The organism is Micromonospora saelicesensis (genome assembly GCF_900091575.1).
In the GTDB taxonomy this organism is placed as follows: domain Bacteria; phylum Actinomycetota; class Actinomycetes; order Mycobacteriales; family Micromonosporaceae; genus Micromonospora; species Micromonospora saelicesensis.
Genome location: NZ_FMCR01000001.1, coordinates 1,013,310 through 1,039,354, shown reverse-complemented (window position 1 = coordinate 1,039,354; position 26,045 = coordinate 1,013,310). Strand labels below are relative to the sequence as shown.

At 70.8% G+C, this 26,045-nt stretch carries 20 protein-coding genes; 9 read left to right on the top strand and 11 right to left on the bottom strand.

Annotation, left to right across the window (positions count from 1 at the left end; genetic code table 11):
• Window positions 1–52 precede the first annotated feature (52 nt).
• Together GA0070561_RS04930 and GA0070561_RS04925 are read left to right on the top strand one after the other, a co-directional pair.
• Window positions 53–547 (top strand): sigma-70 family RNA polymerase sigma factor, encoded by a 495-nt coding sequence (locus GA0070561_RS04930; RefSeq protein ID WP_231393341.1) that lies wholly within the window; start codon window positions 53–55, stop codon window positions 545–547.
• The gene (locus GA0070561_RS04925) at window positions 544–1,260 is read left to right on the top strand and encodes an anti-sigma factor family protein (RefSeq protein WP_091395531.1); all 717 of its coding nucleotides are present in this window, start codon (window positions 544–546) and stop codon (window positions 1,258–1,260) included. Before GA0070561_RS04930 ends, GA0070561_RS04925 begins: the two co-directional genes overlap by 4 nt.
• 118 nt (window positions 1,261–1,378) lie before the next feature.
• Here the strand turns inward: GA0070561_RS04925 and rarD are convergent, their stop codons facing one another.
• From rarD to eccE, 4 genes are all read right to left on the bottom strand, one after another.
• Window positions 1,379–2,305: an EamA family transporter RarD gene (rarD, locus tag GA0070561_RS04920; RefSeq protein ID WP_091395528.1), complete on the bottom strand. Its 927-nt coding sequence runs from the start codon at window positions 2,303–2,305 to the stop codon at window positions 1,379–1,381.
• Window positions 2,302–2,799: a GNAT family N-acetyltransferase gene (locus GA0070561_RS04915; protein ID WP_091395525.1), complete on the bottom strand. Its 498-nt coding sequence runs from the start codon at window positions 2,797–2,799 to the stop codon at window positions 2,302–2,304. The genes rarD and GA0070561_RS04915 overlap by 4 nt, the downstream gene beginning before the upstream one ends.
• Window positions 2,800–2,927: 128 nt before the next feature.
• Entirely contained in the window at window positions 2,928–3,314 is a 387-nt protein-coding gene (locus tag GA0070561_RS04910) for a phage holin family protein (protein WP_091395522.1), read from the bottom strand.
• A 61-nt stretch (window positions 3,315–3,375) separates the two neighbouring features.
• Window positions 3,376–5,337, bottom strand: a complete 1,962-nt coding sequence (gene eccE, locus GA0070561_RS04905; protein WP_425255881.1) for a type VII secretion protein EccE — start codon at window positions 5,335–5,337, stop codon at window positions 3,376–3,378.
• Window positions 5,338–5,627: 290 nt separating this feature from the next.
• Between eccE and GA0070561_RS04900 the strand changes: the two genes are divergently transcribed.
• Complete coding sequence (locus GA0070561_RS04900; protein ID WP_091395516.1) at window positions 5,628–5,948, top strand: WXG100 family type VII secretion target; 321 nt, start codon at window positions 5,628–5,630, stop codon at window positions 5,946–5,948.
• 21 nt (window positions 5,949–5,969) lie between these two features.
• The gene (locus tag GA0070561_RS04895; RefSeq protein WP_091395513.1) at window positions 5,970–6,263 is read left to right on the top strand and encodes a WXG100 family type VII secretion target; all 294 of its coding nucleotides are present in this window, start codon (window positions 5,970–5,972) and stop codon (window positions 6,261–6,263) included.
• Between the two features lie 127 nt (window positions 6,264–6,390).
• On the opposite strand, the gene mycP is transcribed toward GA0070561_RS04895, so the two are convergent.
• Entirely contained in the window at window positions 6,391–7,614 is a 1,224-nt protein-coding gene (mycP, locus tag GA0070561_RS04890) for a type VII secretion-associated serine protease mycosin (RefSeq protein WP_091395510.1), read from the bottom strand.
• A gap of 152 nt (window positions 7,615–7,766) precedes the next feature.
• On the opposite strand from mycP, the gene GA0070561_RS04885 reads away from it, so the two are divergent.
• Complete coding sequence (locus tag GA0070561_RS04885) at window positions 7,767–10,565, top strand: SseB family protein (RefSeq protein WP_091397399.1); 2,799 nt, start codon at window positions 7,767–7,769, stop codon at window positions 10,563–10,565.
• Window positions 10,562–10,927 (top strand): hypothetical protein, encoded by a 366-nt coding sequence (locus tag GA0070561_RS04880; RefSeq protein WP_030334177.1) that lies wholly within the window; start codon window positions 10,562–10,564, stop codon window positions 10,925–10,927. Before GA0070561_RS04885 ends, GA0070561_RS04880 begins: the two co-directional genes overlap by 4 nt.
• Before the next feature lie 4 nt (window positions 10,928–10,931).
• On the opposite strand, the gene GA0070561_RS04875 is transcribed toward GA0070561_RS04880, so the two are convergent.
• The 4 genes from GA0070561_RS04875 to acs all read right to left on the bottom strand — a co-directional run bounded on the left by GA0070561_RS04875 (window position 10,932) and on the right by acs (window position 19,890).
• Entirely contained in the window at window positions 10,932–11,864 is a 933-nt protein-coding gene (locus tag GA0070561_RS04875; RefSeq protein ID WP_091395507.1) for an alpha/beta fold hydrolase, read from the bottom strand.
• Between the two features lie 211 nt (window positions 11,865–12,075).
• On the bottom strand, window positions 12,076–14,529 hold the full coding sequence (locus tag GA0070561_RS04870) for an immune inhibitor A domain-containing protein (protein ID WP_091395504.1): 2,454 nt from the start codon (window positions 14,527–14,529) through the stop codon (window positions 12,076–12,078).
• Between the two features lie 333 nt (window positions 14,530–14,862).
• Entirely contained in the window at window positions 14,863–17,658 is a 2,796-nt protein-coding gene (locus GA0070561_RS04865; protein ID WP_091397396.1) for an immune inhibitor A domain-containing protein, read from the bottom strand.
• A 267-nt stretch (window positions 17,659–17,925) separates the two neighbouring features.
• Window positions 17,926–19,890, bottom strand: coding sequence for an acetate--CoA ligase (gene acs, locus GA0070561_RS04860; protein ID WP_091395502.1), 1,965 nt, complete (start codon window positions 19,888–19,890; stop codon window positions 17,926–17,928).
• Between the two features lie 313 nt (window positions 19,891–20,203).
• Here acs and GA0070561_RS04855 point away from each other — a divergent pair, with 313 nt between their 5' ends.
• The gene (locus GA0070561_RS04855; RefSeq protein ID WP_091395499.1) at window positions 20,204–20,950 is read left to right on the top strand and encodes a Fic family protein; all 747 of its coding nucleotides are present in this window, start codon (window positions 20,204–20,206) and stop codon (window positions 20,948–20,950) included.
• Between the two features lie 19 nt (window positions 20,951–20,969).
• On the opposite strand, the gene GA0070561_RS04850 is transcribed toward GA0070561_RS04855, so the two are convergent.
• Both GA0070561_RS04850 and GA0070561_RS34475 read right to left on the bottom strand, forming a co-directional pair.
• On the bottom strand, window positions 20,970–21,773 hold the full coding sequence (locus tag GA0070561_RS04850) for an HAD family hydrolase (RefSeq protein WP_030486293.1): 804 nt from the start codon (window positions 21,771–21,773) through the stop codon (window positions 20,970–20,972).
• Window positions 21,774–22,157: 384 nt separating this feature from the next.
• Entirely contained in the window at window positions 22,158–22,283 is a 126-nt protein-coding gene (locus GA0070561_RS34475) for a hypothetical protein (RefSeq protein WP_258402726.1), read from the bottom strand.
• Window positions 22,284–22,951: 668 nt separating this feature from the next.
• Here GA0070561_RS34475 and GA0070561_RS04835 point away from each other — a divergent pair.
• Both GA0070561_RS04835 and GA0070561_RS04825 read left to right on the top strand, forming a co-directional pair.
• Window positions 22,952–23,719: a DUF4396 domain-containing protein gene (locus GA0070561_RS04835; protein WP_167362339.1), complete on the top strand. Its 768-nt coding sequence runs from the start codon at window positions 22,952–22,954 to the stop codon at window positions 23,717–23,719.
• A 1,082-nt stretch (window positions 23,720–24,801) separates the two neighbouring features.
• Window positions 24,802–25,992: a serine hydrolase domain-containing protein gene (locus tag GA0070561_RS04825; protein WP_091395493.1), complete on the top strand. Its 1,191-nt coding sequence runs from the start codon at window positions 24,802–24,804 to the stop codon at window positions 25,990–25,992.
• Window positions 25,993–26,045 lie beyond the last annotated feature (53 nt).

Here is a 26,045-nt window from a genome sequence, read left to right as displayed (position 1 = left end):
CGGACCGCGCGCCGGAAGCGAGGAGACCGCCATCAGCGACCACGACGCCCAACTGCTGCGCGCGCTGCACGACGAGCACGCGGAGGCGCTGTACGCCCATGCCCTGCGGCTGGTCAACGGGGACCGGCAGCGGGCCGAGGACCTGGTGCAGGAGACGCTGCTGCGGGCCTGGCGACATCCGGAGTCACTCGACCCGACGCGCGGATCGGTGCGGTCCTGGCTGTTCACCACCGCCCGCAACCTGGCCATCGACGCCTGGCGGCGGCGGTCCACCCGGGTCGGCGAGGTGTTCACCGACGATCTGCCCGAACCGCCCGAGGCGATCGACGAGGCCGAACGGGCGGTGGAGGCGTGGACCGTCGCCGAGGCGCTGAACCGGCTCAGCCCGACCCACCGGGAGGTGCTGGTCGAGTGCTTCTACCAGGGGCGGTCGGTGGCCGAGGCGGCGTCCCGCCTGGGCGTACCGCCAGGGACCGTGAAATCCCGCACCCACTACGCGCTGCGGTCTCTACGGTTGGTCCTGGCCGAGATGGGGGTGACGGGATGACCCGGTGCGAGTTCGCGTACGACGACGGCGCGTACGTGCTGGGCGCCCTGGCCCCCGCCGAACGGGCGGCCTACGAGCGGCACCTGGGCGGCTGCGCCTCGTGTCGGGAGGCGGTCGCCGAGATCGCCGTCCTGCCCGGGTTGCTCGGGCGCCTCGACCCGGCGGGCTTGGAGCAGATCCTGCCGCCGCCGGCCCCGCCCCGGGTGCCCGCGCTGCTCGACGAGGCCCGCCAGCGCCGTCGTCGGGAACGCGCCGCGGACCGGCGACGGTACGCACTGACCACACTGGCCGCCGCCGGGCTGGCGCTGCTGGTCGGTGTGGGCACCGCCGTGGCGCTGCCTCGACCGGTCGACCAGTCCCGGCCGCCCGGCGCGCAGGGCAACCCGGCACCGCAGGTGTCGATGGTGGCCATGCGACCGGTGGCTGCCGCCGGGCCGGTGCACGCCGACCTCGGGCTGACCGGCACCAAGTGGGGCACCGAGGTGACCATGCGTTGCGGGTACGACGCGCGGACGAGCTACGGCAAGGCGTACCCGTTCCGGCTGGTGGCGCGTGGTCCGAACGGCGCCACCGAGCAGATCGGCTCCTGGCTGGCGGCTCCCGGCGACGACCTCAGCTTCACCGGCGCGACGAGGTTCACCGACGCCGAACTGGTAAGCGTGGAGCTGCAGAAAGCCGACGGCACGCCCCTCCTGACCTACGCCGTCCCCTAACCCACCCCCCCGGCCCTCCGCGATCTTGCACTTTCTGCCCTTCCATAAGGGGCATGGCAGGCATATCGACGACCGAAACTGCAAGATCGCGGGGTCAGGGGGTCAGGGGGTCAGGGGGTCAGGGGGTGGGGAGGGGGGTGGGGACGTTGGTCGGTTGGTGGGGGTGGCGGGTGCGGCGGGAGGTTCGGACGGCGTCGGCGGTGAAGACGATCAGCGCCAGCCAGACCAGCGCGAAGCCGGCCAGCCGGGCCGGCGGCATCGGCTCGTGGAAGATCAGCACCCCGCAGCCGAGCTGAAGGATCGGCGCCAGGTACTGGACCATGCCGAGGCTGCTCAGGGGCAGTCGGTTGGCCGCCCCGGCGAACAGCAGCAGCGGAATCGCCGTGGCCGCGCCGGCCAGCACCAGCAGTGCGGTGTGCCCGGCCGATACGTGCCCGAAGGTCAGGTCGGCCTTCGCCGTCAGCCAGCCCAGGTACCCCAGCGCCGGCAACGCCAGCACCGCCGACTCGACGAAGAGCCCTTCCGCCGCCGGCAGCCCGAGCCGCTTCTTCACCAGGCCGTAGCCGGCGAAGCTGAACGCCAGGGTCAACGCCAGCCAGGGCAGCCGGCCGTAGTCCACGGTGAGCACCGCGACCGCCGACGCGCCGATCCCCAGCGCCACCCACTGCGCCGGGCGTAGCCGCTCCCGCAGCACCGTCACACCGAGCAGCACCACTACCAGCGGGTTGATGAAATAGCCGAGAGCGGTCTCCACCACCCGGTCGGAGTTGACCCCGTAGATGTAGGTGCCCCAGTTGACAGCGATCAGCGCGGCGGCGGCGACGATCCCCGCCACCGCCCAGGGGCGGCGCAGCAGCGCCCGCAGGAAGCCGACGTTGCGCAGCGCCGCCAGCAGCAGGGCCACGAAGAGCACCGACCAGACGATCCGGTGGGCCAGGATCTCCAGCGGGCCGGCGGGTCGCAGCAGCTTCAGGTAGAGCGGAAAGAAACCCCAGAGCAGGTACGCGCCGAGGCCGTAGAGGTATCCCAGACGGAGTGGCGTCACGCTTCCACCGTAAGGGGCGTAGTGCTGCTTTGTTCCTTTCCGGTGATCGGGGTCACCGGGGGTCGCCGGTCCAGCTGCATCCATCGTTGCGGCGCGTCCAGCGGGGTGAAGCCCACCCCCGCGTACACCTGGTGGGCGTCGTTGGTGCAGAGCAGGATCCGGCGTACGCCCAGCTCGTCCAGGTGGTCGCGGACCGCGCGGGCCAGCCACCCGCCCAGCCCGCGACCCCGGGCGGCGCGGTCGACGTACACGTCGCAGAGCCAGGCGAAGGTGGCGCCGTCCGTGACGACCCGGGCCACCGCGACCTGGCGGCCGTCCTCCGGCCGGTAGATGCCGAACGGCAGTGAGCCGGCGAACGACCGCTCGGTGGTCTCCCGGTCTCGTCCGAGCGCCCAGTACGCGTCCGTGGACAACCAGTGGTGCACCAGGTCCAGGTCGATCCGCGCCGGATCGGTGCTGAGCAGGTGGCCGTCGGAACAGGTCAGCGAGAACATGCCGCGACGCTAACCGCCGGGATGGGCGGTCCGGCCGCCAAATTCCCGAACTCTGGTCATCGGCCGACCGGGGCCCCGGCCGAGGTCGGAGCCCCGGACGGACCGGGTCGGTGCTGGCTGGTCCGCGGTCAGTCCCGGTCGAGGACGGCGCCGAGGATCCAGGTCACGATGCTCACGAAGAGGGCGCCGAGCACGGCTGCCGGCCAGAAACCGTCCACCGAGAACGGCAGCCCGGCCTGGTCGGCGATCCAGCTGGTGAGCAGGAAGAGCAGCCCGTTCACCACCAGGGCGATGAGTCCCAGGGTCAGCAGGTAGAAGCCACAACCGACGGTCTTGATGATCGGCTGGAGAACCGCGTTGACCACGCCGAAGATCACCGCCACCAGGAGCAGCGTGGTCACCGTCTCGGTGGCCGAGTTCGAATCCAGGGAGATGCCCGGGATGAGGAGCGTGGCCAGCCAGAAAGCCAGAGCTGTGCTGGCCAGCCGAATCAGCAGACCTTTCAGAAAACCCATGGCGGGGATCGTGCCACGGACACCGCACCGACGTAACCCGCCGGCTGGCCGTCCCGGTGGATCAGCCGCGCGTCGGCGGTCCGATCAGTTGCGCCTCGATCGGAGTGGGGGAGAGCAGTGCCCAGCGCAGCGCCCGACGGTTGACCACGGCCACCATGTCCTCCCGGATCCGGGTCAGCCACTCGGCCGAGCCGCCCAGCCCCAGCGCGGCTCCGGCCAGAGTGGCCTCGGCGGAGGTCAGTGGCTGGAGCAACGCCAGATCGGCGCGGCTCAACGCGTCCACGTCGGCCGGGGTCAGCTCGTCGCGTACCACCAGGGTGGCCCGCCACGGCGGGCCCGGCGCGGCCTCGGCCGCCACCGGCCCGGCGTCGACGATCAGCAGCAACGGACGCAGCGCGGTGCCCACCCCGTCGGCGACCGCCCGACCGGGAGGGAGCAACGGGATCGTGCCGCCCGGCGCGCCAACCCCTCTGATGAACGGCTCCCAGGCGCGTGGCCGGGCGGTCTGCACCACCACCAGGGCGCCGAGTGCCAGGGCGCGCAGGGCCACCAACTGGGCTGCTCGCACCCCGCCGACCAGCAGCACGCGGGTGCTCTCCGGCCGGAACAGTCGCACGGTGACGGCTCGGCCGTGCCGGTTGGTGCCGACCATCATTCCCGCGTCGCCCACTGACAGCTCCCAGTCGTCGACCGCCGGGCCGGGTCGCGCTCCGGGCGCCGGTGGGCGGGGCTGCGCCCCGGGTGTCGTCAGCGCCAGCGGCAGCGTGGCGGCCAGCCCGCTCAGGTGGGCGCCGTCGAGTCGTCGCAGCTTGCCGCCCAGGTCGGTGACCAGGCGGACCAGCGCCTCGGTGGCCGCCGCCAACTCGGCGGCCGTCCCGGCGGCCAGGCGTACGGTCAGCTCGGTCGGCACTCCGCCGGCCGCCGGCGGACCCGACGACGTCGACACCGTCGGCGACGGGCCGGAGCAGATCGACACTGTCGTGGCCGTCGCCGGCAGCGCGAGCAGGCGGGGCACCAGCCGGCGTCCAGCCGCGGTGCCGGCGTCGGGCCGGTGGAGCAGACGGAAGGTGGCCTGGACGAGAGCGCCGGACCGGATCGCCGGCCAGGATTCGCGGACCGGTTCGCCGTCGTGGTGGGCCAACTCGCCCAGGACGCGCAGCGCCGCCGGCACCCCGAGCGGCCGCGCGGCCAACGGCCCGAGCCGGCGGACGATCCGACGAACCGTGCCGGCGAGTACCCGGCGCAGGTCCTCCTCGGACCAACCGTTCACCCGCAGCACCCGGACCGCCACCACCGCCCGCTCGCGCCCGGCGAGCCGTCCGTCGGTGAGCTGCCGGTACGACGTGCCGACCGTGCCACCTGCGCTCGGCACCGGCGCCGGCGCACCGGCGAGCAGCAGTTGGACCAGCAGCGGGGGCTGGTCCGGCCCGGTCGGGGGGAGCAACGCGGCCGGGGCGGGGATCGCCTGGGACACGTCGCCCAGCAGGTCGCCGGGGTCGCCGAGTTCCAGGAGCGCGACCATGCCGGTGGTGTCCTCCAGGACGGCCGCCGGCCCGCCGGTCAACTCGGTCGAGCGGACCACCGTGCCCGGGGCGACCAGGTCGAGCAGTTCGGCTGCGTCGGCCGGCCCGGTCAACGCCCGCCGGCGGGTGAGGTGCCCGATGGCGGTGCCCAGCCACTCGAACAGCCACCGCCCCCGCACCGGCACCCAGGCGGCCGCCACCAGCAGCACGGCCACCAGTACGGCCGCCGCGACGACCGGCGCGGGTCGGCCGAGGGCGACGAGCACGAGCGCCGCCGCGACCTGTGCGGTGACCAGTTGGCCGGCTCGCGCTCCGGCAGCCGCACGACGGCCGTGTGCGACCCAGCGGGCCACCGGCGACCGGCGACGGGGGGTGCGTTGATCGACCGACAGCGGGCCGCGGTCGGTGGGCCGGCCCGGCCCGCCCACCCGTGGGGAGGCAGCTGCCTCGGAGCCGACCGGGATCGGCGGGTGCGGCCCTCCGGTGGTGATCGCCGGCACCGTGCCTCCTCGACCAGTGGGGACCGGGTCGGGCGGCCGGCCGCCCTGCGGCGGCCCGTCACGCGCCGCGACGTGGCTGCGGCACATCGTAAGCGACCGATGGCCGCCTCGGTTGTCCACAGGGGAAGCCGGTGGGGTAGCAGAACCGCTACGAGGTCGCTACCGTCAGCCACGAAGTCAGTCGCTGACCCGTGTCTCAGTGCTCGACGACCGGGCCAAGCGACGACGCGTCGCCCCGGGGTGGGCGCGTCGACGGCCAGGTGCGATCCGAGAGACGAGGTGACGTCCGGATGTCCCAAACCAAGGCAGAAGCAGCGGTGATGCAGCAGACTGCCGCGAAGTTCGAGCAGGTGGACCAGTCGTTGCAGTCCATGCTGACCGGCCTGCTGGCCGAGCTGGAGGTGTTGCAGCAGGCTTGGCGTGGCGCTGGTGGGCGGTCGTTCGAGCAGGTCAAGCAGCAGTGGTCACAGGACCAGGCGGCGCTGCACCGCGCGCTGCGCGAAACCGCCGGTGCGATCCGCACCGCCGGTCGGCAGTACCACGCGTCCGACGACGAGGTGGCCAGCCGGGTGGCCGGCACCAACCGCGGCGGCATCCAACTGCCGCTCTGATCCCGCTGGGGAGGGAATCCGATGGACCATGGTGTGCTGGTCGTCAACTTCGCCGCGCTGCAGCAGGCCGGCGCTGACATTCAGAAGGCGTTGAACACCCTCGACGCGCAGCTCGGCCAACTCGAACGCGACGCCGCCCCGCTGGTGGCGAGCTGGACGGGCGAGGCCCGGCAGGCCTACGAGCAGCGGCAGGCGAAGTGGCGTTCGGCCTCGCAGGACCTGCAGGGGATGCTGCGTGACATCAGGTTGGCGGTGAACGACTCCGCCACCGACTACCTGGACACCGAGAAGAAGAACACCGGGCTGTTCCAGTGAGCGACGTGGGCCGGGAGCGCTGACCGTGTCCGGGTCAGCGCCCCGCCCGCAGCCGGTCGGCGGTCAGGACCGTGCGCGGGCGGGCTCAGGCCGTGTGCGGGCGGGCCCAGATCGTGCGTGGGCGGGCTCAGGCCGGGTCGGCCGGGCGCCAGCGTCGACGGGCGCCCCGGGGCACCACCAGGGCGAGCAGCGCCACGGTGACCGCCGTGATGCCGGCCACCGCGCCGACCAGCAGGGCTCGGTCCCGTGCGGCGGCCCGGCGGGCCTGGTGGGCGAGCTGCGCCGGGTCGGCCCGATCATCGGCGAGCGCGGCGACCGGCCGAGCGCCACCCGCACCGCCGCCGCTGGTCTCGGTGACCGCCCGGTAGGGGTTCAACACTCCAGCGCCGTACGCGCCGCCCCGGCCCGCGCCCGGAGCTGGATCGGCGGTGGCGATGATCCGCTCCGCCACCTGGGCGGCGGTCAGCTCCGGCCGGTATTCCCGCAGCAACGCGGCGGTGGCAGCCACGAAGGGCGCCGCGTAACTGGTGCCCTCGACCCGATGATGGCCGGCACCGGGTGCGGCGGTCAGCACCTCGCTGCCCGGGGCCACGAGGTCGACGTACGGGCCGGTCTGCGAGAACGTCGCCCGCCCGCCGTCCGCCCCGATCGCGCCCACGCCGAGCACCCCGTCGTAGCCGGCGGGGAACGGTCTGGGGTCCCCGCTGCCGTGCAGGTTGCCGGCGGCGGCCACCAGCACCACATCCCGGTCGACCGCGTACCGCACGGCCGAACGGACCTCCGGGTCGTCCGCGTACAGCACCACGGACAGGTTCACCACGTCGGCGTCATGGTCGACGGCCCACCGGATGGCCCGGGCGAACTCGTCGGCGCTGACCGTGCGCCCCGACTCCCGCCCCTGCACCACCTGCTGCTCACTCACCCGCACCGGCAGGATCCGGGCACCCGGTGCCAGGCCGCGGAAGGCGACGTCGGAGCGGGGTGCCGCGACGATGATGCTCGCCACACCGGTGCCGTGCCCGGCGCAGTCCCGACCGCCGTCCCCGCCGGGGTCGAGCAGGTCGGCGCCGGCCAGCACCCGCCCAGCCAGCTGCGGGTGCACCCGGTCGACCCCGGAGTCGACCACCGCGACGGTCACCCCGGCGCCGGTGGCCAGCGGCGCGAGCCGTGCGGGGTCGTACCGTTGCTGTGGCCAGGGCTTGGCCGCGACCGGCCGGACGGGGGCGAGTGCTGTCGCGCAGGCTGGTGCCGCCCGGAGCCCGGCGGTGGCGGCGACGGTCGGAAGGGCCGGTACGGTCAACAGGCTGACGGCCAGACCTGCGAGGACCGGGCGCGTGATCGATCGGGACATCGACACCCTCCGTATCGTGTCGGCTCCGGAACGGGATGTTATCCCCTCCTCCGCGCCCTGGCAGGCCGCCGCCGGCCTGCCATTGTGATCTTGGTACCACCTTGTAGGTTGTACGCGATACCTGTGGCCTGTTCTCGGAAGGGGAGGTGGCCGTGACCGCATGGGAGCCGGCCACGGAGGCCGAGGTGGCGATGCGCGACGCGCTGCGCGCCAACGACCAGGAGCTCTACTTCCGGCTCCTGTCCCGCACCGATGTGCTGCTGCCGGTCTCCGCGCCGACGCAGCCCGGCCAGCCACCCGCCGGATGGGGCACCTGGACCACCGGCGGCCGGACCCACGTCCTGGCCTTCACCTCCGCCGCCGCCCTGCAGGCCTGCCTCGGCGATCACGCCGGCGGCAACCGACGCATCCCCTTCGCCGATCTCGCGGCCAGCTGGCCCAACCACGAGTGGTGGCTCGCCGTCAATCCGGGTCTGCCGGTCGAGGGTTACCTGCCGGCCTGGTTCGTGTCGCAGCTCTCCCGAGGCGACGTGCGACTGCCCGGCCGTGCCATGGGTGCCCGCGCTCGCCTGGAGCGGGCCGAGACGTTGGCCCGCACCCGGCCCGGCATGCCGCCGCGGGACGCCGCGCCAGCCGCTGGACCGCCTCCGGTGACGGGGGCGGCCTCGTCCGGGCCCGAGAATGCTCCGCTCGCACCCCGAAGGCCCGCGCGGAGCCCGGCCCCCCGGGTGGGTGCCCCGCCGGTGCCGGGTCCGGCGCCCCGGCCACCCGTCCCCGCTGAGCCGCCGCGCCGAGGGGGCGGGGAGGACCTGCCCGCCGCCGGTCAGCGGCACCCGACCGAGCCGCCCCGGCCCGCGCCGGGCAACGGAGCGCTGCCCCGCACCGGCCGGCCGTCCCGTTTCACCCCGTTGGCGACCGCCGGCCCCACCACCGACCAGGCCGGGCCGGGCGTGGGCTGGCCGGCAGCGACCCGGCCGGGCGACGTCGACGGCCCCGCCCCGGGTAGCGGCAACGGTGGCCCCCAGGCCGCGCCTCGGCGTTCCTTCTTCGACCCCACCCCGGCCCGCGACCCGGCCCCGAGCGGTGGACGCCCCGGTGACCGGGCGGCCCCTCCGACCCGGTTCGGGCGAGGCAGCCAGCCCTTCCCTCGCCGCCGACCGGCCGACGCGCCGGCCGACGAGACTGCGACGCGGGCCTTTCCGATGGCGGCGGACCCGGCAGCCACCCAGCCGATACGACGGCCGGAGGGCGGCCTCGGCGCGTCCCGCGGGATGGACGCGCCGCCATCCGGCGAGGAGATCACCCAGCCGCTGCCGCCACGCCGGCACAACCCGCTGGCCGAGGAGCCCACCCGCGCGTTCCGGATGACCGGTGAGCCTCCCCTGGCCGGCGCGCCTGGGCGGCCGTCGGCGGAGGAGACGCAGGCGATTCCCCAGGACCGGCCGGGCCGGTTCGAGCCGGCGGAGGAGCTACCGGTGTCCGTCGCGGAACCGGTCTCCGGGCCGCCCGCGCCGCGCCGCGGCTTCACGCCCATCGTCATCGAGGGCACCATCATCGAGTCCCGCGACCTCACCGACCCGGTCGAGAGCAGCGCGCCGGTCGACGCGCCCCGGCGGCCCAGCCCCGCCGAGGCCGCCCCGCCGCCGTTCGGCTCGACGCCCTCCGATCCGGGCCTGTTCGGTCCGTCGTCCTTCGGTTCCAGCCCATCCGGGCCCGCATCGTTCAGCGCCGGTCAGCCCGCCCCGAGCCCGTCCGCCCCGCATCCCGTGATTCCGACCGAGGTCGGCGCCGGCGGCGGTGGCCTGGGCGACCCACGAATCGACGGCCGCGTCGACCCCCCGCTGCGTGACGACCGCGCCGACGGTGCTGTTTCGGCGGCCGGCCCGGCCGGTACGGACCAGGTCGCCGGCGAGGGCAGCGGCGCGAGCGTGATCGCGGACGACGTGCCGCACCCGCCGGCCGACGAGCCACCGCCGATCGAGTTCGAGCCGGCCAACACGGTCGAGGAGGACCTGCTCAGCGCCGCCGGCTCGGGCAGCACCGACACGTTCCTGTCCACCCTGCTGCTGGCCCGGGTGCTACTGCCGGCGGCACCGGACTCGGTGCGCGGAAGCCGCCCCGGGGATCCCGGCTTCGTCTGGCGTACCGGGCAGCTCGACGGTGAGACGTACGTGGTGGTCTACACGTCGTCGGAGCGCCTCGCCGACCATGTCGAGGGGGACGTCGACACGGTCCGGGTGAAGTTCGCCCAACTGATCAGGCGCTGGCCCGACGAGGACTGGTCGTTCGCCGTCAACCCGGGCACGCCGGTGGGTGCCAAGTTGCCCGGCGAGCAGATCGTCGCGTTGGCCAACTGGGCCGCCGAGGTGGGGCTCGGGGACGACCTGGAAGTGGACCAGGTGGAAGCGCCGGCCGTGGCCGAACCCGCCGCCCGTCCCCGGTACGCCCCCGCGGCGGTCGACCCGACCCGGCCGACGGTCATGCAGAAGGCGATCGCCCCCAGCCAGCTCGCGTACTACCTGGAGCGTGGGTACGACCGGGTGTCCGGGTTCGTGCACCGGGCCGGTGAACTGTCCCACCTGACCACACCGGCCCAGCTGCACGGGGCGCTGGGCCTCAGCTACCCCGGCTCGCCGTTCGCCCCGGACGCCGAGGAGATCTACGTGCTGCGCTGGCCGGCGCACCGGCCGAGCCTCTACCGCATCCCGTACGGCGGTCAGAACGAGCCGGCGATGCGGGCCATGGAGGGCTGGGTCATCGAACGTCCGCCGTTCCGGGGCAACGGCTTCGCCCCGGGTGAGAGCAGCGACGTGGTGGCGGAGTTCAAGGTGGACAGCGCACGGTTGCCGCACGGCGCCCAACTCTGGCGCATCGGCGCGGACGGCAGCGAGCGGGTGGTCGCCGAGCTGGACACCGACTCGGTCACCTGGCGACGGGTCGGGGAGGCGTGATGCGCGACGGTTACGTGGCCCGTTGGCAGGGCCGGGAATACCAGGCCAGCCCGGACGGCGACGACATCCGCCTCTACCAGCCCGAGCCGGGCGAGGGCTTCGAGGAGGTCCGCGCGGGCCGCTACGTCCGGGTGCTGCCGGCGAGCGAGATCGAGGATCTGGCGTACGTGCGGACCACCTGCACCTGGAAGGGGCAGCCGTTCATCGTGCTCGGCGAGCACGACGCCTGGCTGCGGGTGGAGTACACCGGTGGTCGCTGGCCGGTGGCCGAGGCGATGCGGCTGGAGGTCTTCGACTTCGGCGTCTACCAGGGTTGGGCGCCGGCCGCCGAGGTCACCGACCTGCGGGAGCAGCGGGTCTGACCGGTCAGGTCTTCGCCCACCGCAGGATTTCGCCGAGCACCAGCTCCGGTGCCTCCAGGTGCGGGAAGTGCCCTACCCCGTCGAGCAGTCGCCACTCGTACGGGGCGACGACGTACCGGCCGGAACCCAGCGCGGTGCGGGGCAGGGATGCGGTGTCCAGGGCGCCGTGCAGTTGCAGGGTCGGAGTGGACAGCGGCTTCTGCATCAGGCGGACGAACCGGTAGCCGTGCAGTCGCAGCAGCGAGCGGAACGCCCAGCGGTAACCCTCCAGCGCGCAGAACGCGGCCTGCGGGATGCACATCGCCTCCCGGCACCGCTCGGCGTACGCCTCGAAGTCCGGCCCGGCCACCCACTGTGGGCCGCCCCAGCGGCGCATGATCTCGCCGACGGCCGCTGCGCCATCGCGGGTCAGGACGTGCTCGTAGCGGGGTAGCTGGAACTTCAACGCCGGGGTGGAGGCGGTGAACTGCCCGCGCGGGTCGGCGAAGATGGCGGCGCGCAGTCGCAGCGGGTGCGGTGCCCCCAGCACGACGAGCCGGCGAACCAGGGACGGGTGGAACGAGGCCACCGTCCAGGCCACCATGCCGCCGAGGCCGCTGCCGACGATCGTCGCGGACCGTTCACCGAGCGCGCGGATCAGCCCGGCGATGTCGGCGGCGAGGGTGTAGCCGTCGTACCCCCGGGGTGGCTTGTCGCTGGCGCCGTAGCCGCGCAGGTCGACGGCGACCGCCCGGAAGCCGGCGTCGGCGATCGCCGGCAGCATCCGGTGCCAGGCCCACCAGTGCTCCGGGAAGCCGTGCAGGAAGAGCACCATCGGCCCGGTGCCGCCCTCGACCACGTGGAACCGGCTGCCGTTGGCGCCGACGAAACGGTGCGTCCACGGCCCCTCGGTGAGGACACAGGACTCGTCGACGGCCCCGCCGCGCTGGTCGGTCATGGCAGACAGCCTATGACCCGGTTGCCGCAGGCGACCCTGGCGGTCGCGGTGAACAGGGGAAAGCCCCGGGTTGCCCCGGACCGGGACCAGGGGCACCGGGTCGGCTGTCAGTGGAGAAGCTCGGTCCGGAACATCCGGGAGGTGGCGCACAAAGGGCGACGCCCGGGCAGATGACCTGCCCGGGCGTCGCTGGTTGGTGCGGGATCAGTGGTCAGCTGACCCGGATCTTCATCGAGGTGCCGTCCTGCTCCAGAACCTTGATCTTGACACCGGTCGCGGGGAGCTTGACGCCGTGGTTCGGCAGCTCCTCGTAGAAGTACTTCTTGGTGTCGTCGAACAGCGGCTCAGCGGCCTGGCCACGGATGTACTGCGGCTGGCTGTTGAGGTGCAGGGTGAACGAGTCCGCCTTGTTCAGGCTGAACGGTGCGTCGTACACCTGGACGCGGGCCCGCCACGGGGCCCCGGTCAGGTTGTAGATCGGGCGCGGGTGCGCGTCGATGTACAGGTTGCGACCCTCACCCGGGTGACCACCCGGGTTGGACGCCGACACCGGGGCGGTGTTGTTGTCCGACCAGCGGGTGTTCCAGTACGAGATGAGCAGGCCCTCCTGGTACGCGTAGTGGTCCACCCAGTCCGGGCGGGTGTTCGCGTAGCCGAAGAAGTACGGGCCGGTCTTCAGGTACTTGTCGTACGAGACGTACGACCGGTTGCCGGCGATGTAGAAGTTGTCGAACAGCCGGGTGTAGGTCGCCCCGACCACCTGGAACTTCTCCAACGACCAACCCGCGTCGGTCTCGGCGCCGTCACTGAGCACGGTCTGACCGTCGGCGGTCACGGTGATCGCGTCACCGAAGAAGCCGCCCTCGGAGACGCCACCGTCGGTGACGTAGTGCAGGCGAACCTGGGCCACCTTGCCGGCGACCGAGGTCAGCGGGATGTTGATGTCCGCCCAGGCGCCCTTGCTGGTGCCGGCGAGGGCCGGACGCCCGGCGCCGTCGACGCCGATCGGCGTGCCGTTGGCGGTGCCGTCCAGGTCGATCCAGGTCTTACCGCCGTCGGTGGACGCCTCGAAGTAGAGGTAGTCGTAGCCGGCCTCGATGCTGTACTTGCCCTTGAGCGACATCGCCGCTGCGGACTTGCCGGTGAGGTCGAACGTCCTCATCATCTTGCTGTCGAGGTTGTCCTCATTGCCGGAGAAGTACTGCTTGGCGCCCTCGAAAGGCGCGCCGTAGTTGAACGTGTACTCCCGTTGCGGGAGCACGACCACGGCGGCCTGAGCCTTGTCCGAGTTGTACTCCTGCGGGCCGAGCTCCAGCGAGCGCTTCTGTCCCGCCACGATCACCTCGTAGTCGAGCCAGCCGAGCTGGAGCTTGTTCCAGGCGCCGAGGTCGCCGCCCCGGTCGCCGATGCCGACGTCGTTCTTGGCGCCGAGCCGGCTCTGGGCCATCAGGGTCCAGTGCTCGTTGCTGTTGTCCGCCGGGCCGTAGTCGTCCGGCAGGCCCAGGTCGTGGCCGTACTCGTGGTAGAAGACGCTGCGGCCACCGTTTTCCGGCTGGATCGTGTAGTCGCGGATCCAGACGCCGGTGTTGCCGATCTGGGTGCCGCCGATCGGGAAGTTCGGCGGGCCGACGGGCGAGCTGTTGAACGCCGACCAGCGGTGGCTCCAGATCGCGTCCTCACCCTGCTGCGGGTCACCGTCGGCCTGGTCGCCGCCGGAGTGGACGATCTGGAAGTGGTCGATGTAGCCGTCCGACTCGTTGAAGTCGCCGTCGCCGTCGAAGTCGAACCGGTCCCACTGGTCGAAGGACTTCATCTCGGTGGCGATCTGGGCGTCCGTCCGACCCTTGGCCTTCTGGTCGGCGACCCACTGGTTGGCGGCGTCGGCGATCAGGTTCCAGGTGTTCGGGCAGACGTTGTCGGCGCAGACGGCCCGGTCGTCCTGCGGGTCCGGCTCCTGGCCGGGCTCCGGGTCCGGGATCGGGTCGTCGGAGCGACCGTAGCGGGCCTCGTTGTACCGGACCTTGACCCAGTCGGTCACCTCACCGTCGACGGTGTAGCGACCCGAGGACTGGGCCTCGTAGTACTGCTTGAGCGACTCGTCGCCCGGGTTGGTGCCGAAGTAGAGCTGGCGGAAGTGCTCCGGGCTGAAGTCCGGCTGCCAGATGGTGGAGTTGTCCACGGCCCGGTTGGGCTCGGGGATCTTGTTGTGCAGCGGACCCTGGAACGTCGTCGGTCCGGCGATGTTCGGGTTCATGTCCTTGTCCGGGTAGGACGGGTGCCGCTCGTCCCCGAACTCGGCCAGGATCACGAAGATCTTGTCGGTCCGCTCGCGCTTGAGCTCGACGTACTGGTCCTTGGTCTGCTTCGCGCCAGCGGTGCTGCGGGCGTTGGCGCCCGCTCCGGCGGCCTTGCCGACCTCGCCGACCTTGACGACAGTGCTTCCGTTGCGCTCGATCGGCTTGCTCCGACCGCTCAGCACGTCGCTGAGCCCCTGCTCACGCAGTGCGCGGCGCTTCTCCTCGAGCTTGTCGGGGAGTTCATCCTTCAGCGCCTGTGGTTCGGCAGCGGCCGGTGCTGCGGCCGGCAGTTTGGGCTGAGGCGCCGCCGAGGCGGACGGGCCGAAAGCCAGGCCTGTCGCCGTCAGTGAGAGCCCGAGCAGACCCACTGCGACTTTGCGCACGTGGTACCTCCGGTTTGAGGGAACCGGCCCAACGGGGGTACGGGCCGGTGGGAGATCGATCCCACTAGTGGGACCATTGGTGAACATAGTTACTGGCGGGACGGGTGGGAAGACGAACGCGTCGATTTGTTGCAAGATTTTGTTGGGAATGCTTTTCACCGTCACACCCCGCCGGTTCATCAGCCGCGCTGACCAGCGAGGCCCCGGACCCGAACGTATACAACGACATTTTTCGATCAAGCTGAGCGCACATACGACAGTGGGGCCGGCAGCGTCTCCGCCACCGGCCCCACAGTCAGTTCTCGAACCGTGAAACCGTTACTTCTTGGCCGGGGTCACGTAGATCATGGCCGACGAGTTGTCCCCGGCAGCCTTCTTGATCGTCAGCGAGACGCCGTAGTTCACGCCCTGGTCGCCGGGGTTTCCGGTGCCCAGCACGATCGCGCCACCGCCCAGGGTCACGCCGTAGAACTCCGGCGCCGGGCTGCCGTCCGGGTTGGTGACCCGGGTGGTGTACGGCGCGTTGTCGCGCGACGGCAGGACCACCGACGCGTCGTTGTCCCGGGCGTAGGCAGCGCCATCGCGCATCTCGATGCCCGGGTACCAGCCCTTGGCGTCGGTGAACGCCTTCACCGGCGGCAGCCCCTTGAACTTCGTGCAGTACGCGCTGTACGGCTCGTCCGCCGCCTCCAGGCACTCGGTGAACGGGTACGTCCGCTGCAACGTGAAGGCCGCGTTCGACGACTGCGGGCGGCTCGGCAGGTTGTCCGTCACCGACGGGTCCTTCACGGCCGCCTCACCGGTGCGCCGCAACGGGTCGAAGTGCGAGTCGACGATGAGCAACCCACCCTTCGCGCCGTAGCTGGGCAGCGCGGTCATCTGCCCGGTGACGTGGTTGACGTCGCCGAGCGCGGTGTCCCGGTACCAGACCAGCATGCCCGGAGCGTTGTAGGAGATCCGGTCGACCTTCCACGCCTCGTGCGAGTAGATGGTGTCGTAGGCGTACTGCAGGCCCTTGTCGAAGCCGTCGAAGTTGCGCCACTCCGCCAGGTAGTACTGGGCGTGCACCTCGGTGCCGCTGGAGACCTTCCAGCCCCCACCGGTGGTGTCGACGAAGGTGCCGCCGGTGGCCGTCCAGCCGTTGGCGCCGCCCTCGACGTCGTCACTCCAGGTGGTGGCGCCGCCGCCGGTGACCGAGAAGTCGTCGACGAACCAGTTGCGCTCCTCGAACGCCTCGTCGGTGGCCAGGCGCAGCCGCACCTGGACCGTCGTGCCGGCGTACGCCGACAGGTCGACGTAGTCGTGCCGCCAGCCGTCGGTGCTGCCGGTCAGGCCGTACTTCTTGCCGCCGAAGTCGTTCATGCGGCCGTTCGGGTCCGGGTAGCCGTCCGGCGTGGTGACCACCGTGCCGCCCTCGTCGTACACCTTCTGCTCGGTCCAGGTCGTACCGCCGTCGGTCGAGAGCTCGACGAAGCCGTAGTCCCAGTCCTCCTCGATGATGTAGTTGTTCCACATCCAGAACTTCGAGTCGGCCGCCGCCGGCACGTCGACCGAGCGGCTGAGCTTGACGTCGGCCCACTCCTGGTCGTTGTTGCTGTGCCACATCTTGGTGCCGCTGTGCGGGGTGGCCAGCGTCGTCACCTTGTCCGGCAGGTCGACCTTGATGCCGTCCTCGGAGTCGATCGGGGTGCGCGACGTCTGGCCGAGCTTCACCTCGCGCGGGTTCGACCCGGGGCGGATGGTCAGCGGGTCGGCCCAACCGAGCACCCACTTGTCCCAGATGCCCATGTGCGTCGGCAGCGCCTGGAAGATCTCACCAGAGTGCGAGCCCGAGGCCATCAGGTCCCAGAAGTCCACGTCGGAGTCGGCGTTGCCGGACGTGTCGTAGAGGTCCGGCAGACCCAGGTCGTGGCCGAACTCGTGAGCGAAGACGCCGACGCCGGCGTCCTCCGGCTGCACGATGTAGTTCGACGCCTTCAGGTTGGTGCCCGGGATGGTGTAACCACCGGCGACCGTGGAGGAGTGCGCCCACACGGCGTACACGCCCTCGGCGCCGCCGCCGCGGGACTTGCCCTGACCGGCGTGCACCAGCACGAGGTGGTCGATCACGCCGTCCGGCTCGAAGACGTTGCCGTCACCGTCGCGGTCGGCCTGGTCCTCGATGTCGTAGTCGGCCCACGGGAAGTTCGGGTCCTTGGCGACGAGCGCGTCGATCGCGTCGGTCGCCAGGCGGCCCGCGCCGGCCGGGTTGTCCGGGTGGCCGTTCATCGACTGCTCACGGCCGGGAACCCACGCGCCGGTCTCGTCCTGGAAGCAGCGGTTGGCCGCGTACCAGCCCTCCGAGTGCGGCACGGTGATCCACGGGCTGGCCTGCCCGTCGACCGTGTACGCGTTCTTGGACATCTCCAGGTACATGTTGTGCATGGTGCGACCGGACAGGTCGATGCCCTTCTTGCCGTCCGGGCCCTTCAGGTCCGTGCGGACCCGCTCGGTGATGCCCTTCTTGCTGTAGAGCATCTTGTTGTAGTGCTGCGGCGAGAAGTCCGGCACCCACATCGAGTTGTTGTCCTCGTGGGGCAGCCGCGCCGGGTCTGGGATCTTGTTGTGCTTCGGGCCGTTCTGGACCGTGCCGGGGACGCAGGTGCGGTCCTCGAACACCGTCTTGGGGACCATGACGCCAGTGAAGTCGTCGTTGGCCTTGTCGTTGAACTCCACCAGCAGCGTCAGCAGCTTCGCCGTCTGGGTGGTCGGGGCCTTCTTGAACTTGCGGGGGTTCTGACCCGTCTTCAGCGACTTGGCCTCGTCCTTGGCCAGCTGCCGTGCGGTCACCGGGTTGCCCCGGGCGTGCTTCTGGTCGAACGCGCGCGCGGACTCAGCGGCAGGGGTGTAGATGCCACCCTTGCCCTTCACCTCACGGCCGGTGGTGTCCGGCTGCACCTCGGGCTCGGCGTAGTTGATGTAGTGCTCGTCGGCCCCGATCACCGCCAGAGGGGTGCCGGACGGCGACTGGGCCGCCGCGCTGCCACTCACGGTCAGTGATGTGGCCGCGAGGGCGATGGCGGGCAGCGCGACGAGTAGTCGTCGCCGCGCCCTGGACTGCGGTTTGTGGTTCATGCCGCTCCGTTTCTCGGGCATGGGGAGGAGGACGTTGGCGTGACCGACCATCGATGTGATGTGTGTCGAACTCTTCCAACCTGCGTGAACCTAAAGCACAACCGGCCGAAAGGACAGAGGTGATCTACGCCTGTGCCCGTTCAGCTTCTCTCGACTCCCCCGACCGACCGATGTGACAGTGGCGAGGCGGCACGAACCGAACCCGTAAGACATGACGGAGGGTGGCGGTCCGCGCGGACCGCCACCCTCCAATGAGTACGCCTACCGTCAGTCCTCGTCGGACTTCGTACCGCTCATCCCCGAGGAGATCAGGTCCATCACCGAGGAGTCCTGCAACGTGGTCACGTCGCCCAGGGACCGGTTCTCCGCCACGTCCCGCAGCAACCGGCGCATGATCTTGCCGGAGCGGGTCTTCGGCAGCTCCGGCACCAGCATGATCTGTCGCGGCTTGGCGATCGGGCCGAGCGTCTTCGACACGTGGTTGCGCAGGTCGGCGATGAGCTGCTCGCCCGCCTCACCGGCGATGTCGGTGCTGCCCCGCGGAATGGCGAACGCGACGATAGCCTGACCGGTGGTCGGGTCGGTCGCGCCGACGACCGCAGCCTCGGCCACCGACGGGTGCGACACCAACGCCGACTCCACCTCGGTCGTCGAGATGTTGTGCCCGGACACCAGCATCACGTCGTCCACCCGGCCGAGCAGCCAGATGTGCCCGTCGTCGTCCTTCTTCGCACCGTCGCCGGCGAAGTACATGCCCTGGAAACGCGACCAGTACGTGTCGATGAACCGGTCGTCGTCACCCCAGATGGTGCGCAGCATCGACGGCCACGGCTCGCGCAGCACCAGGTAGCCGCCACCACCGTTCGGCACCGACTGGCCCTGGTCGTCCACCACGTCGGCCACGATGCCCGGCAGCGGCGTCATCGCCGAACCCGGCTTGGCCGCCGTCACCCCGGGCAACGGCGAGATCATGATGGCGCCGGTCTCGGTCTGCCACCAGGTGTCCACCACCGGCAGTTCGCCCCGGCCGATGTGCTTCCGGTACCACATCCAGGCCTCCGGGTTGATCGGCTCGCCGACGCTGCCCAACAGGCGCAGCGAGGACAGGTCGAAGCCCGCCGGGATGTCGTCGCCCCACTTCATCATCGTCCGGATCAGGGTGGGAGCGGTGTAGAGGATGCTCACCCCGTACTTGTCGATGATCTCCCAGAACCGGCCCTTGTGCGGCGTGTCCGGGGTGCCCTCGTACATCACCTGGGTGGCGCCGTTGGAGAGCGGGCCGTACACGATGTAGGAGTGCCCGGTCACCCAGCCGATGTCGGCCGTGCACCAGTAGACGTCCGTCTCCGGCTTCAGGTCGAACACCGCGTGCGTCGTGTACGACGCCTGGGTGAGGTAACCGCCGGTGGTGTGCAGGATGCCCTTCGGGCGGGCCGTGGTGCCGCTGGTGTAGAGGATGAACAGCGGGTGCTCGGCGTCGAACGGCTGCGCGGTGTGCTCGGCGGACGCGGTCTCCACCGTCTCGTGCCACCAGTGGTCCTTCTCCGACCATGCCACGTCCTCGCCGGTGCGGCGGACCACGAGCACGTGCTCCACCGACGGGGAGTTCGCCACCGCCTCGTCCACAGTGGGTTTCAGCGCCGACGGCTTGCCCCGCCGGTAACCACCATCCGCGGTGATGACCACCTTGGCGCTGGCGTCCTGGATCCGGTTGCTCAACGAGTCGGCGGAGAAGCCACCGAAGACCACACTGTGCGCGGCGCCGATCCGGGCGCACGCCAACATGGCCACCGCCGCCTCCGGGATCATCGGCAGGTAGATCGCCACCCGGTCGCCAGCGGTCACCCCCAGGTCGGTGAGCGCGTTCGCCGCCCGGCAGGTCAGCTCGTGCAGGTCCGCGTACGTGATGGTGCGGGTGTCGCCCGGCTCGCCCTCCCAGTGGATCGCCACCTTGTCGCCCCGGCCCGCCTCGACGTGCCGGTCCAGGCAGTTGTACGCGACGTTGAGCTGCCCACCCACGAACCACTTCGCGAACGGCGGGTTCGACCAGTCGAGCACCTCATCCCACTTCTTCGACCAGGCCAGCCGATCGGCCTGCTTCGCCCAGAAGGCCAGCCGGTCGGCTTCGGCCTCGGCGTACGCGTCGATGGTGACGTTGGCGTGCGCGGCGAGTTCGGCCGGCGGGGGGAACTGGCGCGTCTCGTTCAGCAGATTGGCCAATGCCTCGCTCATGCCGTGACTCCTCATCCTCGGGGTGACCTGGGTCTCGATGGCACGAGGGTAGTCGCGGGGCCTGCGACCGGCCACGGCTGCCCGCTGCGTCGCGCCGAGTGGCCCCCGCCGCGCGCCCGGCGGCCCGTCCTTGCGCGGAGTGCCTTGATCAACAGATTCATGGAAATCGCGGTGTCCCGGGCAGGCGGACACCCCAACTTCAATGAACCCGTGGTGACCTTTCCGGGTGAGGTGCCGCGCCGGGCGGGTGGTCCGTGTCGCGTTGCGGGCGGGTCCGGCTTGCCGCGCCGGGCCGGGTCGTTAGCGTGGCGGGGTGACCACCGATCCGCTCGCCCCGTTGCTCGCGCTCGCCGACATCGCCGCCGCCGTCGAGCAGGCCCGCGCGCGGTTCGACCAGGCGCTCGGGCACCGGGCGCTGCGCCGGCACGGTGGACAGGTCGCCGCCGAGGTCAGCCTCCGCTCCGCGGTGGCCAGCGCGGCCCTTGAGGGGGCCGGGCATGAGCGTGAGGCGGTCCGGGCCGGCACCGTCACCGACCCGGTGCTCCAGGGGGCGTTGCGGGTCGCCGGAGCGCTGCCGGGCCTGAGCGAGCTGTGGCCGAAGGCGCCCCGCCAGGCGCTCGCGAAACTGCACGTGCTCGCCGCCCGGGACCTGGTGTCGGAGGCCGAGCTGGGCCGCCCGGTCGCCGACCCGGTGGTCGCCACCCGGCTGGACGGGCTGGCCGGCCTCGTCGCCGGCGGCACGAAGGTCTCCCCGCTGGTGCTCGCCGCTGTCGTACACGGGGAGTTGCTGAACCTGCGCCCGTTCGCCGGGCCGTCCGGCGTGGTGGCCCGCGGGGCCGCCCGGCTGGTGCTGCTCGCCAGTGGCCTCGACCCGCGTGGCCTGCTCCCCGTCGACGTCGGGCACCGCGAGCGGGAGCCCGAGTACGTCGGCGCGGCCGGTGCCTTCGCCACCGGCACCCCGGACGGGCTGCGCTCCTGGCTACGCCACTACATGGCCGCCGTCGAGGTCGGCACCGATCAACTCACCGCCATCGGAGACGAGATCCTCGCCGCCGCCTGAGCGGGTTGGCCGGGTGGAGTCAGGCGGTGGTGGCGGCTCGGGTGCGACGGTGCCGGCCGTACCAGGCGATGCCGATGGCCACGCCCACCCCGACCCCAAGGGCCGCCGCGGCCACCGGGACCGCCGGCCGTTCCCGCAGCCGCCGGCCCAGCGGGATCGGGTGCCGGAACTCCAGCACCGGCCACGCGTTCTCCGAGGCCAGCTTGCGTAGCTGCCGGTCCGGGTTGACCACGCTCGGGTGGCCGACGCACTCCAGCAAAGGGCGATCGCTGTACGAGTCGGAGTAGGCGTACGAATCAGCCAGGTCGTAGTCCCGGGCGGCGGCCAACTCGCTGACCGCCTCGACCTTGCTCGGACCGGCCGCGTAGAACTCGACCTCGCCGCTGTACCGGCCGTCCCGCACCGTCATCCGGGTGGCGATCACGTCGGTCACCCCGAGCAGCTCGCCGATCGGCCGAACCATCTCCTCCCCGGACGCCGACACCAGCACCACGTCCCGCCCAGCCGCCTGGTGCTCCTCGATCAGGGCGGCGGCTTCGGCGTACACGTAGGGGTTGATCAGCTCGTGCAGCGTCTCCGCGACGATCTGGCGGACCTGCTCCACCTGCCAGCCCTTGCAGAGCGCAGCCAGGTAGTCCCGTGTTCGGGCCATGGTCTGCTCGTCGGTGCCGCCCAGCCGGAACATCAGCTGCGCGTACGCCGACTTGACCACGTCACGCCGGGTGATCAGCCCATCCCGGTAGAACGGACGACCGAACGCCAGGGCGCTCGACTTGGCGATGACGGTCTTGTCCAGATCGAAGAAAGCGGCACTTCGGCCCACGGCGCGAAAGTCTAGCCGGATGGTCTATCGTCGGCGGGTGCCCGGGGTCATGCCACCCCTCAGACCTGCGGGCTCTCCGCTCCGCGTGATCACGCTCACACTCTGCGAGGAGATTTTCGCAGTGAGTGGAGGCAGCACCACTCGACGTGACGGGCCCGCTCAGGCAGACTTGTCCGTACGACGAGCTTTCACATCCTCGAAACAGGCAGACCCTCAGCGGTTGCACCCCCCGTGACCGCTGAGTGGTTCGGCTCGACCCCCCCGGAGCCGAACCTCCGACGACCCCCGTCTCCCCCCGACGGGGGTCGTCCCTTTCCCGGGAGCGCTTCCGGCCAGGTGAAGGTGTGTCTCCCGGGTCGGCCGGTCGAGGCGACGGGCGGAAAGTCACCCGCGCAGTCGGGCCGCACGAAGGCGTATCCGCTTTTCGGCCTCTTCGAGGACGCCGGCCATGCCGTCGGGGTCGTCGTAGGAGAACCGGGCGAGCAGCGGCACTCCGGCCGCCAACTCCATGCCACCCTTTTGGGTCGAACGCCCACACCTCGACAAGCCCGCAGCGGATGCCGCCGCGAGCGGGCCTGACCGGCGGCAACCGCCGGGACGACGCCGGCCAAGACGAGGCCACCGAACTCGACCCGCCACCCACAGCGCGAGGCCCGCCGGCGCAGTGATCCACCACCAGTAGCGGGCCGTCAGCACGGCGAGGCGGAACAGACCCCGACCCAGCCACCAGAACACCAGCAGCCAGCCCGGAACCCGCCACGCGGGCAGACGCACGTTCATCGGCGCCACGGGGATCTTGTCCCCTCCCGTCGTGGGTCAATCGTTACAGCGCTGAATGATTCGGAGCCGTGGCATAGCGGTTGAATAGCCACCCAGGTTGCCAAGGGGTACGGCGGACCATGAGCTACGGACCAAAAGGTGCCGCGTCAGCAGAAAGTCAGCGAACGTGGTGATGCGCGACCGCCTCCAATGGTCACAGCCGGCATGACACCGAGGCAGGAACACAGTGCGACACCCGCCGACATTGACCGACAACGCTGACCAGGCCCCCCTGCTCGGCATCGGGTTCATTGTTTAGCCCGCGAGGCGCGATGTTGTGCAGGTGGGCGATGCCGGACGCCGCGCCGCCCGATGTGCTCTCATGTTTGAGACGGCATCTGGGTCGCCTTCCTCACCTGGTGGCGGAGTTCGTCACATCCGCCGCCACCGACATTGCATCGAGTGCCCTGGAGCGAACGAAGATGATTCTGCAACCGACGTGGCTCGTGATGCTTTCGTGGGCTGTGCTCTTTGTGGGGTTGGCCAGCACCGCCGTTGTCGTTGTTGACCAATTTGTTCTCGGATATCGTCAGCCGGTCAAAGTCATGGAGATAGTCTGGCCGGCGACCGCCCTCTACCTTGGCCCAGCTGCCGTCCTGACCTACAGAAAGTGGGGTAGACCCCAGTCTCCCCGGTGGCTGGACCGGCACGGCAAGCCGTCCAGGAGGTCGCGACACGCTCCTCCGATAATCCAAACTTATCATTGTGGGACGCACTGCACCCTGGGTGTCATCATTGCTACGCCTATCACCTACGGCGTTGGCGTCGAAATATTCGGCAGCACACTGTGGCCCGAAGCCGTCGGCGACTATGTAGGCGCAGTGGTCATGGGCATTGCATTTCGCTACTCTGCTGAGACTCACACGGGTGATCGAAGAGCGTGGGCCGCAATGCGGAAATTTTTCAGGGCCGACCTGCTGACCGTGTCCGTCTTCGAGCTCGGCCTATTAGGTTGGCTTGCGCTAATGCATTTTCTTGTTTTCCGCGAGACCCTGCGGCCTAGCAGTCCGGTGTTTTGGTTCATTATCCAGGTCGGGCTGATCATCGGCTTCTTCGCCGCTTGGCCGCCAACCTCGTTGCTAATCCGCCGCGGCGTCAAAACGGAATTGCTGGGCACGCCGCAGTAGGTGGTGATGCGCCGACACCCTGGGGCAGAGGGGTGCGTTGAGCTTGGTGCCGCACAGCACGGCGAACGCCAGCGCGACGGCGGGCCACCGGCGGGCGTACTCGCCCGGGTGCAGCCGCTCGCCAGCGACGATCCACGCGCGGCGGTGTCGGCGTATGTCCTCCACTAGATGTACCGCGCCGAGCCGGTTGAGGCGGCCAGGAGCACCCGGCGGCGAGGCAGCAAGAAGGCAGCGAACGCCTCGATCAGGGTTGGTTGCGATCGTCGAATAAGGACGGCCGGCACCTGCTCGCCGACTTCCGCCGCCATCGCTCGACAGCAGTCGACAGGTTGGGTCCGCATCCCCCCGACGGGGGTCGTCCCTTTCCCGGGAGCGCTTCCGGCCCCGGTGAACGCGTGTCTCCCCGGTCAGCAACGGCGGGCGCCGGTACGGCTCGCACGCCGGCCCATTTCCTGTCTATTCGGGTTGCAGGGGCCCGAGAATCCTTCGGGGCCTCGTCGCGCACCTGGGCGTCTTCATCAATTGTCAGCTCCCGAAGGTGCTTGGTCAGACGGCCCGCACCCTCGGCCGTCATCCAGTCAGGGTTGCAGTCCAGGACAGCCTGTAGCTCTTCGGCAGTGGCTTCGACGGCGGCATTGCTACGGGCTGACAGCACAAGGCGTAGGCCCGCGGCGTCTTTGCGTTCCAGCAGTGCCTCGGCCGTTTGCCAGGTCACCGCAGTGTCATGGGGATCGAGGAGAAGGCGGTGGAGGACGTCCGCTACCTCGTCGATCTCGCGAGAATTCGCGAGGTGCCGTCCGGCTGCGGCGCGAACCGACCAGGTAGCCGAGTCGGCGTTCCCGATCGCCCTACCCAGTTCTTGATCATCGGCGAACACCATGCCCCCAGCCTGCCAGCGCGGTGCTGTCACTGTCGCTCACCAGTGACCAGTTGGTCTTCACCTCCAGCTCGCCGGGTGTCAGTAGCTGGTTGATCGAGGGGCGCGTACTGCTCGGGCGGGTTTCCTTCCCGCCTCGTCGCGGACGGTGCGACCGCCGCCTGCCGTGTAATTTGCCAAACGGGACGAGCTGAGGAGGAAAAACGTGGCTGGTGGTGGCTTCTCGTCGAAACGGCTGGCCCGGCTGCAAGGGTTTCTCGAGCACCGCGTCGAGTCCGGCTTCGTCCCGGGCATGGTGGTCGTCCTCGCCCGCCACGGCGAGGTGCACGTCGAGGCAACGGGTCATCTCGCGTTCGAGGGTCCCGGGTCGCAGACGCCGATGGCGGTCGACACGATCTGTCGCCTGGGCTCGATGTCGAAGCCGATCGTCGCCGCGTGTGCGATGACCCTCGTCGAGGACTGCACCCTCCGCCTCGACGATCCGGTCGACGATCTCCTCCCGGAGTTGGCGGACATGACAGTGCTCGCCGACCCCCACGGCCCGCTGGACGACACCGTCCCGGCGGAACGCCCGATAACGCTGCGGGACGTCCTGGACGGCACCCTTGGCACCGGCATGGTCCCCGCCGAGCCCGGAACGGTCCCGATCGCCGACGCGCTGGACGCACTCGAATATCAGTCGCCGGACGAATGGATCCGCCAGCTCGGTGACCTTCCGCTCGTCCACCAGCCGGGTGAGCGCTGGATGTACGACACCGCCGCCAACGTCACCGGCGTACTCATCGCCCGGGCCACCGGCATGTCCTTCGGGGATGCCGTGCGTGAGCGGGTCTGCAAGCCGCTGGGAATGGTCGACACCGCCTTCAACGTGGGTAGCGAGAGCATCGGCCGGTTCGCGACGGCGTACGAGCAGGACAACGCCGCCAGCGGCGAGCCGGTTGTCGAGGACGCCCCCGACGGGCGGTTCAGTCGACCGCGGATGTTCGAGTCCGGAGGCGGCGGGCTCGTCTCGACCGCCCAGGACTACCTCGCCTTCGCCTCGGCGCTGCTCGCCGGCGGCGCCCACGGCGGCGAGCGGGTGCTGTCGCGGCCGGCGGTGACGCTGATGACGAGCGATCACCTGACCCCGACGCAGAAGGCCATCTCCGGGTTCTGGCCCGGATACTTCGACGCCATTGGCTGGGGTTTCGGAATGTCGGTCCGGACCCGCCGTACGCATCTCGGGCCCTCGGTCGGCAGCTACGGATGGCCCGGCTTCTACGGCACCGCCTGGTACAACGACCCCGCCGAGGACCTGACCACGATCGTGTTCATGCAGCGGGCGCACGCGGGCGACCAGCGGTTGCCGATGTGGCACGACTTCTGGACCACTGTCTACCAGGCGATCGACGACTGACCGCAGCGTTCGTTGCCCGGTGGGCGGCGCCCGCCCTCGGCCGCGCGGTAATC

Excerpts from the sequence above, each read along its gene's own strand:
- GA0070561_RS04915 (WP_091395525.1), bottom strand. The coding sequence starts at position 2,799 with ATGTTCTCGCTGACCTGTTCCGACGGCCACCTGCTCAGCACCGATCCG.
- GA0070561_RS04875 (WP_091395507.1), bottom strand. The coding sequence starts at position 11,864 with ATGACCGACCAGCGCGGCGGGGCCGTCGACGAGTCCTGTGTCCTCACC.
- GA0070561_RS04910 (WP_091395522.1), bottom strand. The coding sequence starts at position 3,314 with ATGGGTTTTCTGAAAGGTCTGCTGATTCGGCTGGCCAGCACAGCTCTG.
- GA0070561_RS04925 (WP_091395531.1), top strand. The coding sequence starts at position 544 with ATGACCCGGTGCGAGTTCGCGTACGACGACGGCGCGTACGTGCTGGGC.
- acs (WP_091395502.1), bottom strand. The coding sequence starts at position 19,890 with ATGAGCGAGGCATTGGCCAATCTGCTGAACGAGACGCGCCAGTTCCCC.
- GA0070561_RS04900 (WP_091395516.1), top strand. The coding sequence starts at position 5,628 with ATGTCCCAAACCAAGGCAGAAGCAGCGGTGATGCAGCAGACTGCCGCG.
- GA0070561_RS04895 (WP_091395513.1), top strand. The coding sequence starts at position 5,970 with ATGGACCATGGTGTGCTGGTCGTCAACTTCGCCGCGCTGCAGCAGGCC.
- mycP (WP_091395510.1), bottom strand. The coding sequence starts at position 7,614 with ATGTCCCGATCGATCACGCGCCCGGTCCTCGCAGGTCTGGCCGTCAGC.
- GA0070561_RS04865 (WP_091397396.1), bottom strand. The coding sequence starts at position 17,658 with ATGAACCACAAACCGCAGTCCAGGGCGCGGCGACGACTACTCGTCGCG.
- GA0070561_RS34475 (WP_258402726.1), bottom strand. The coding sequence starts at position 22,283 with ATGGAGTTGGCGGCCGGAGTGCCGCTGCTCGCCCGGTTCTCCTACGAC.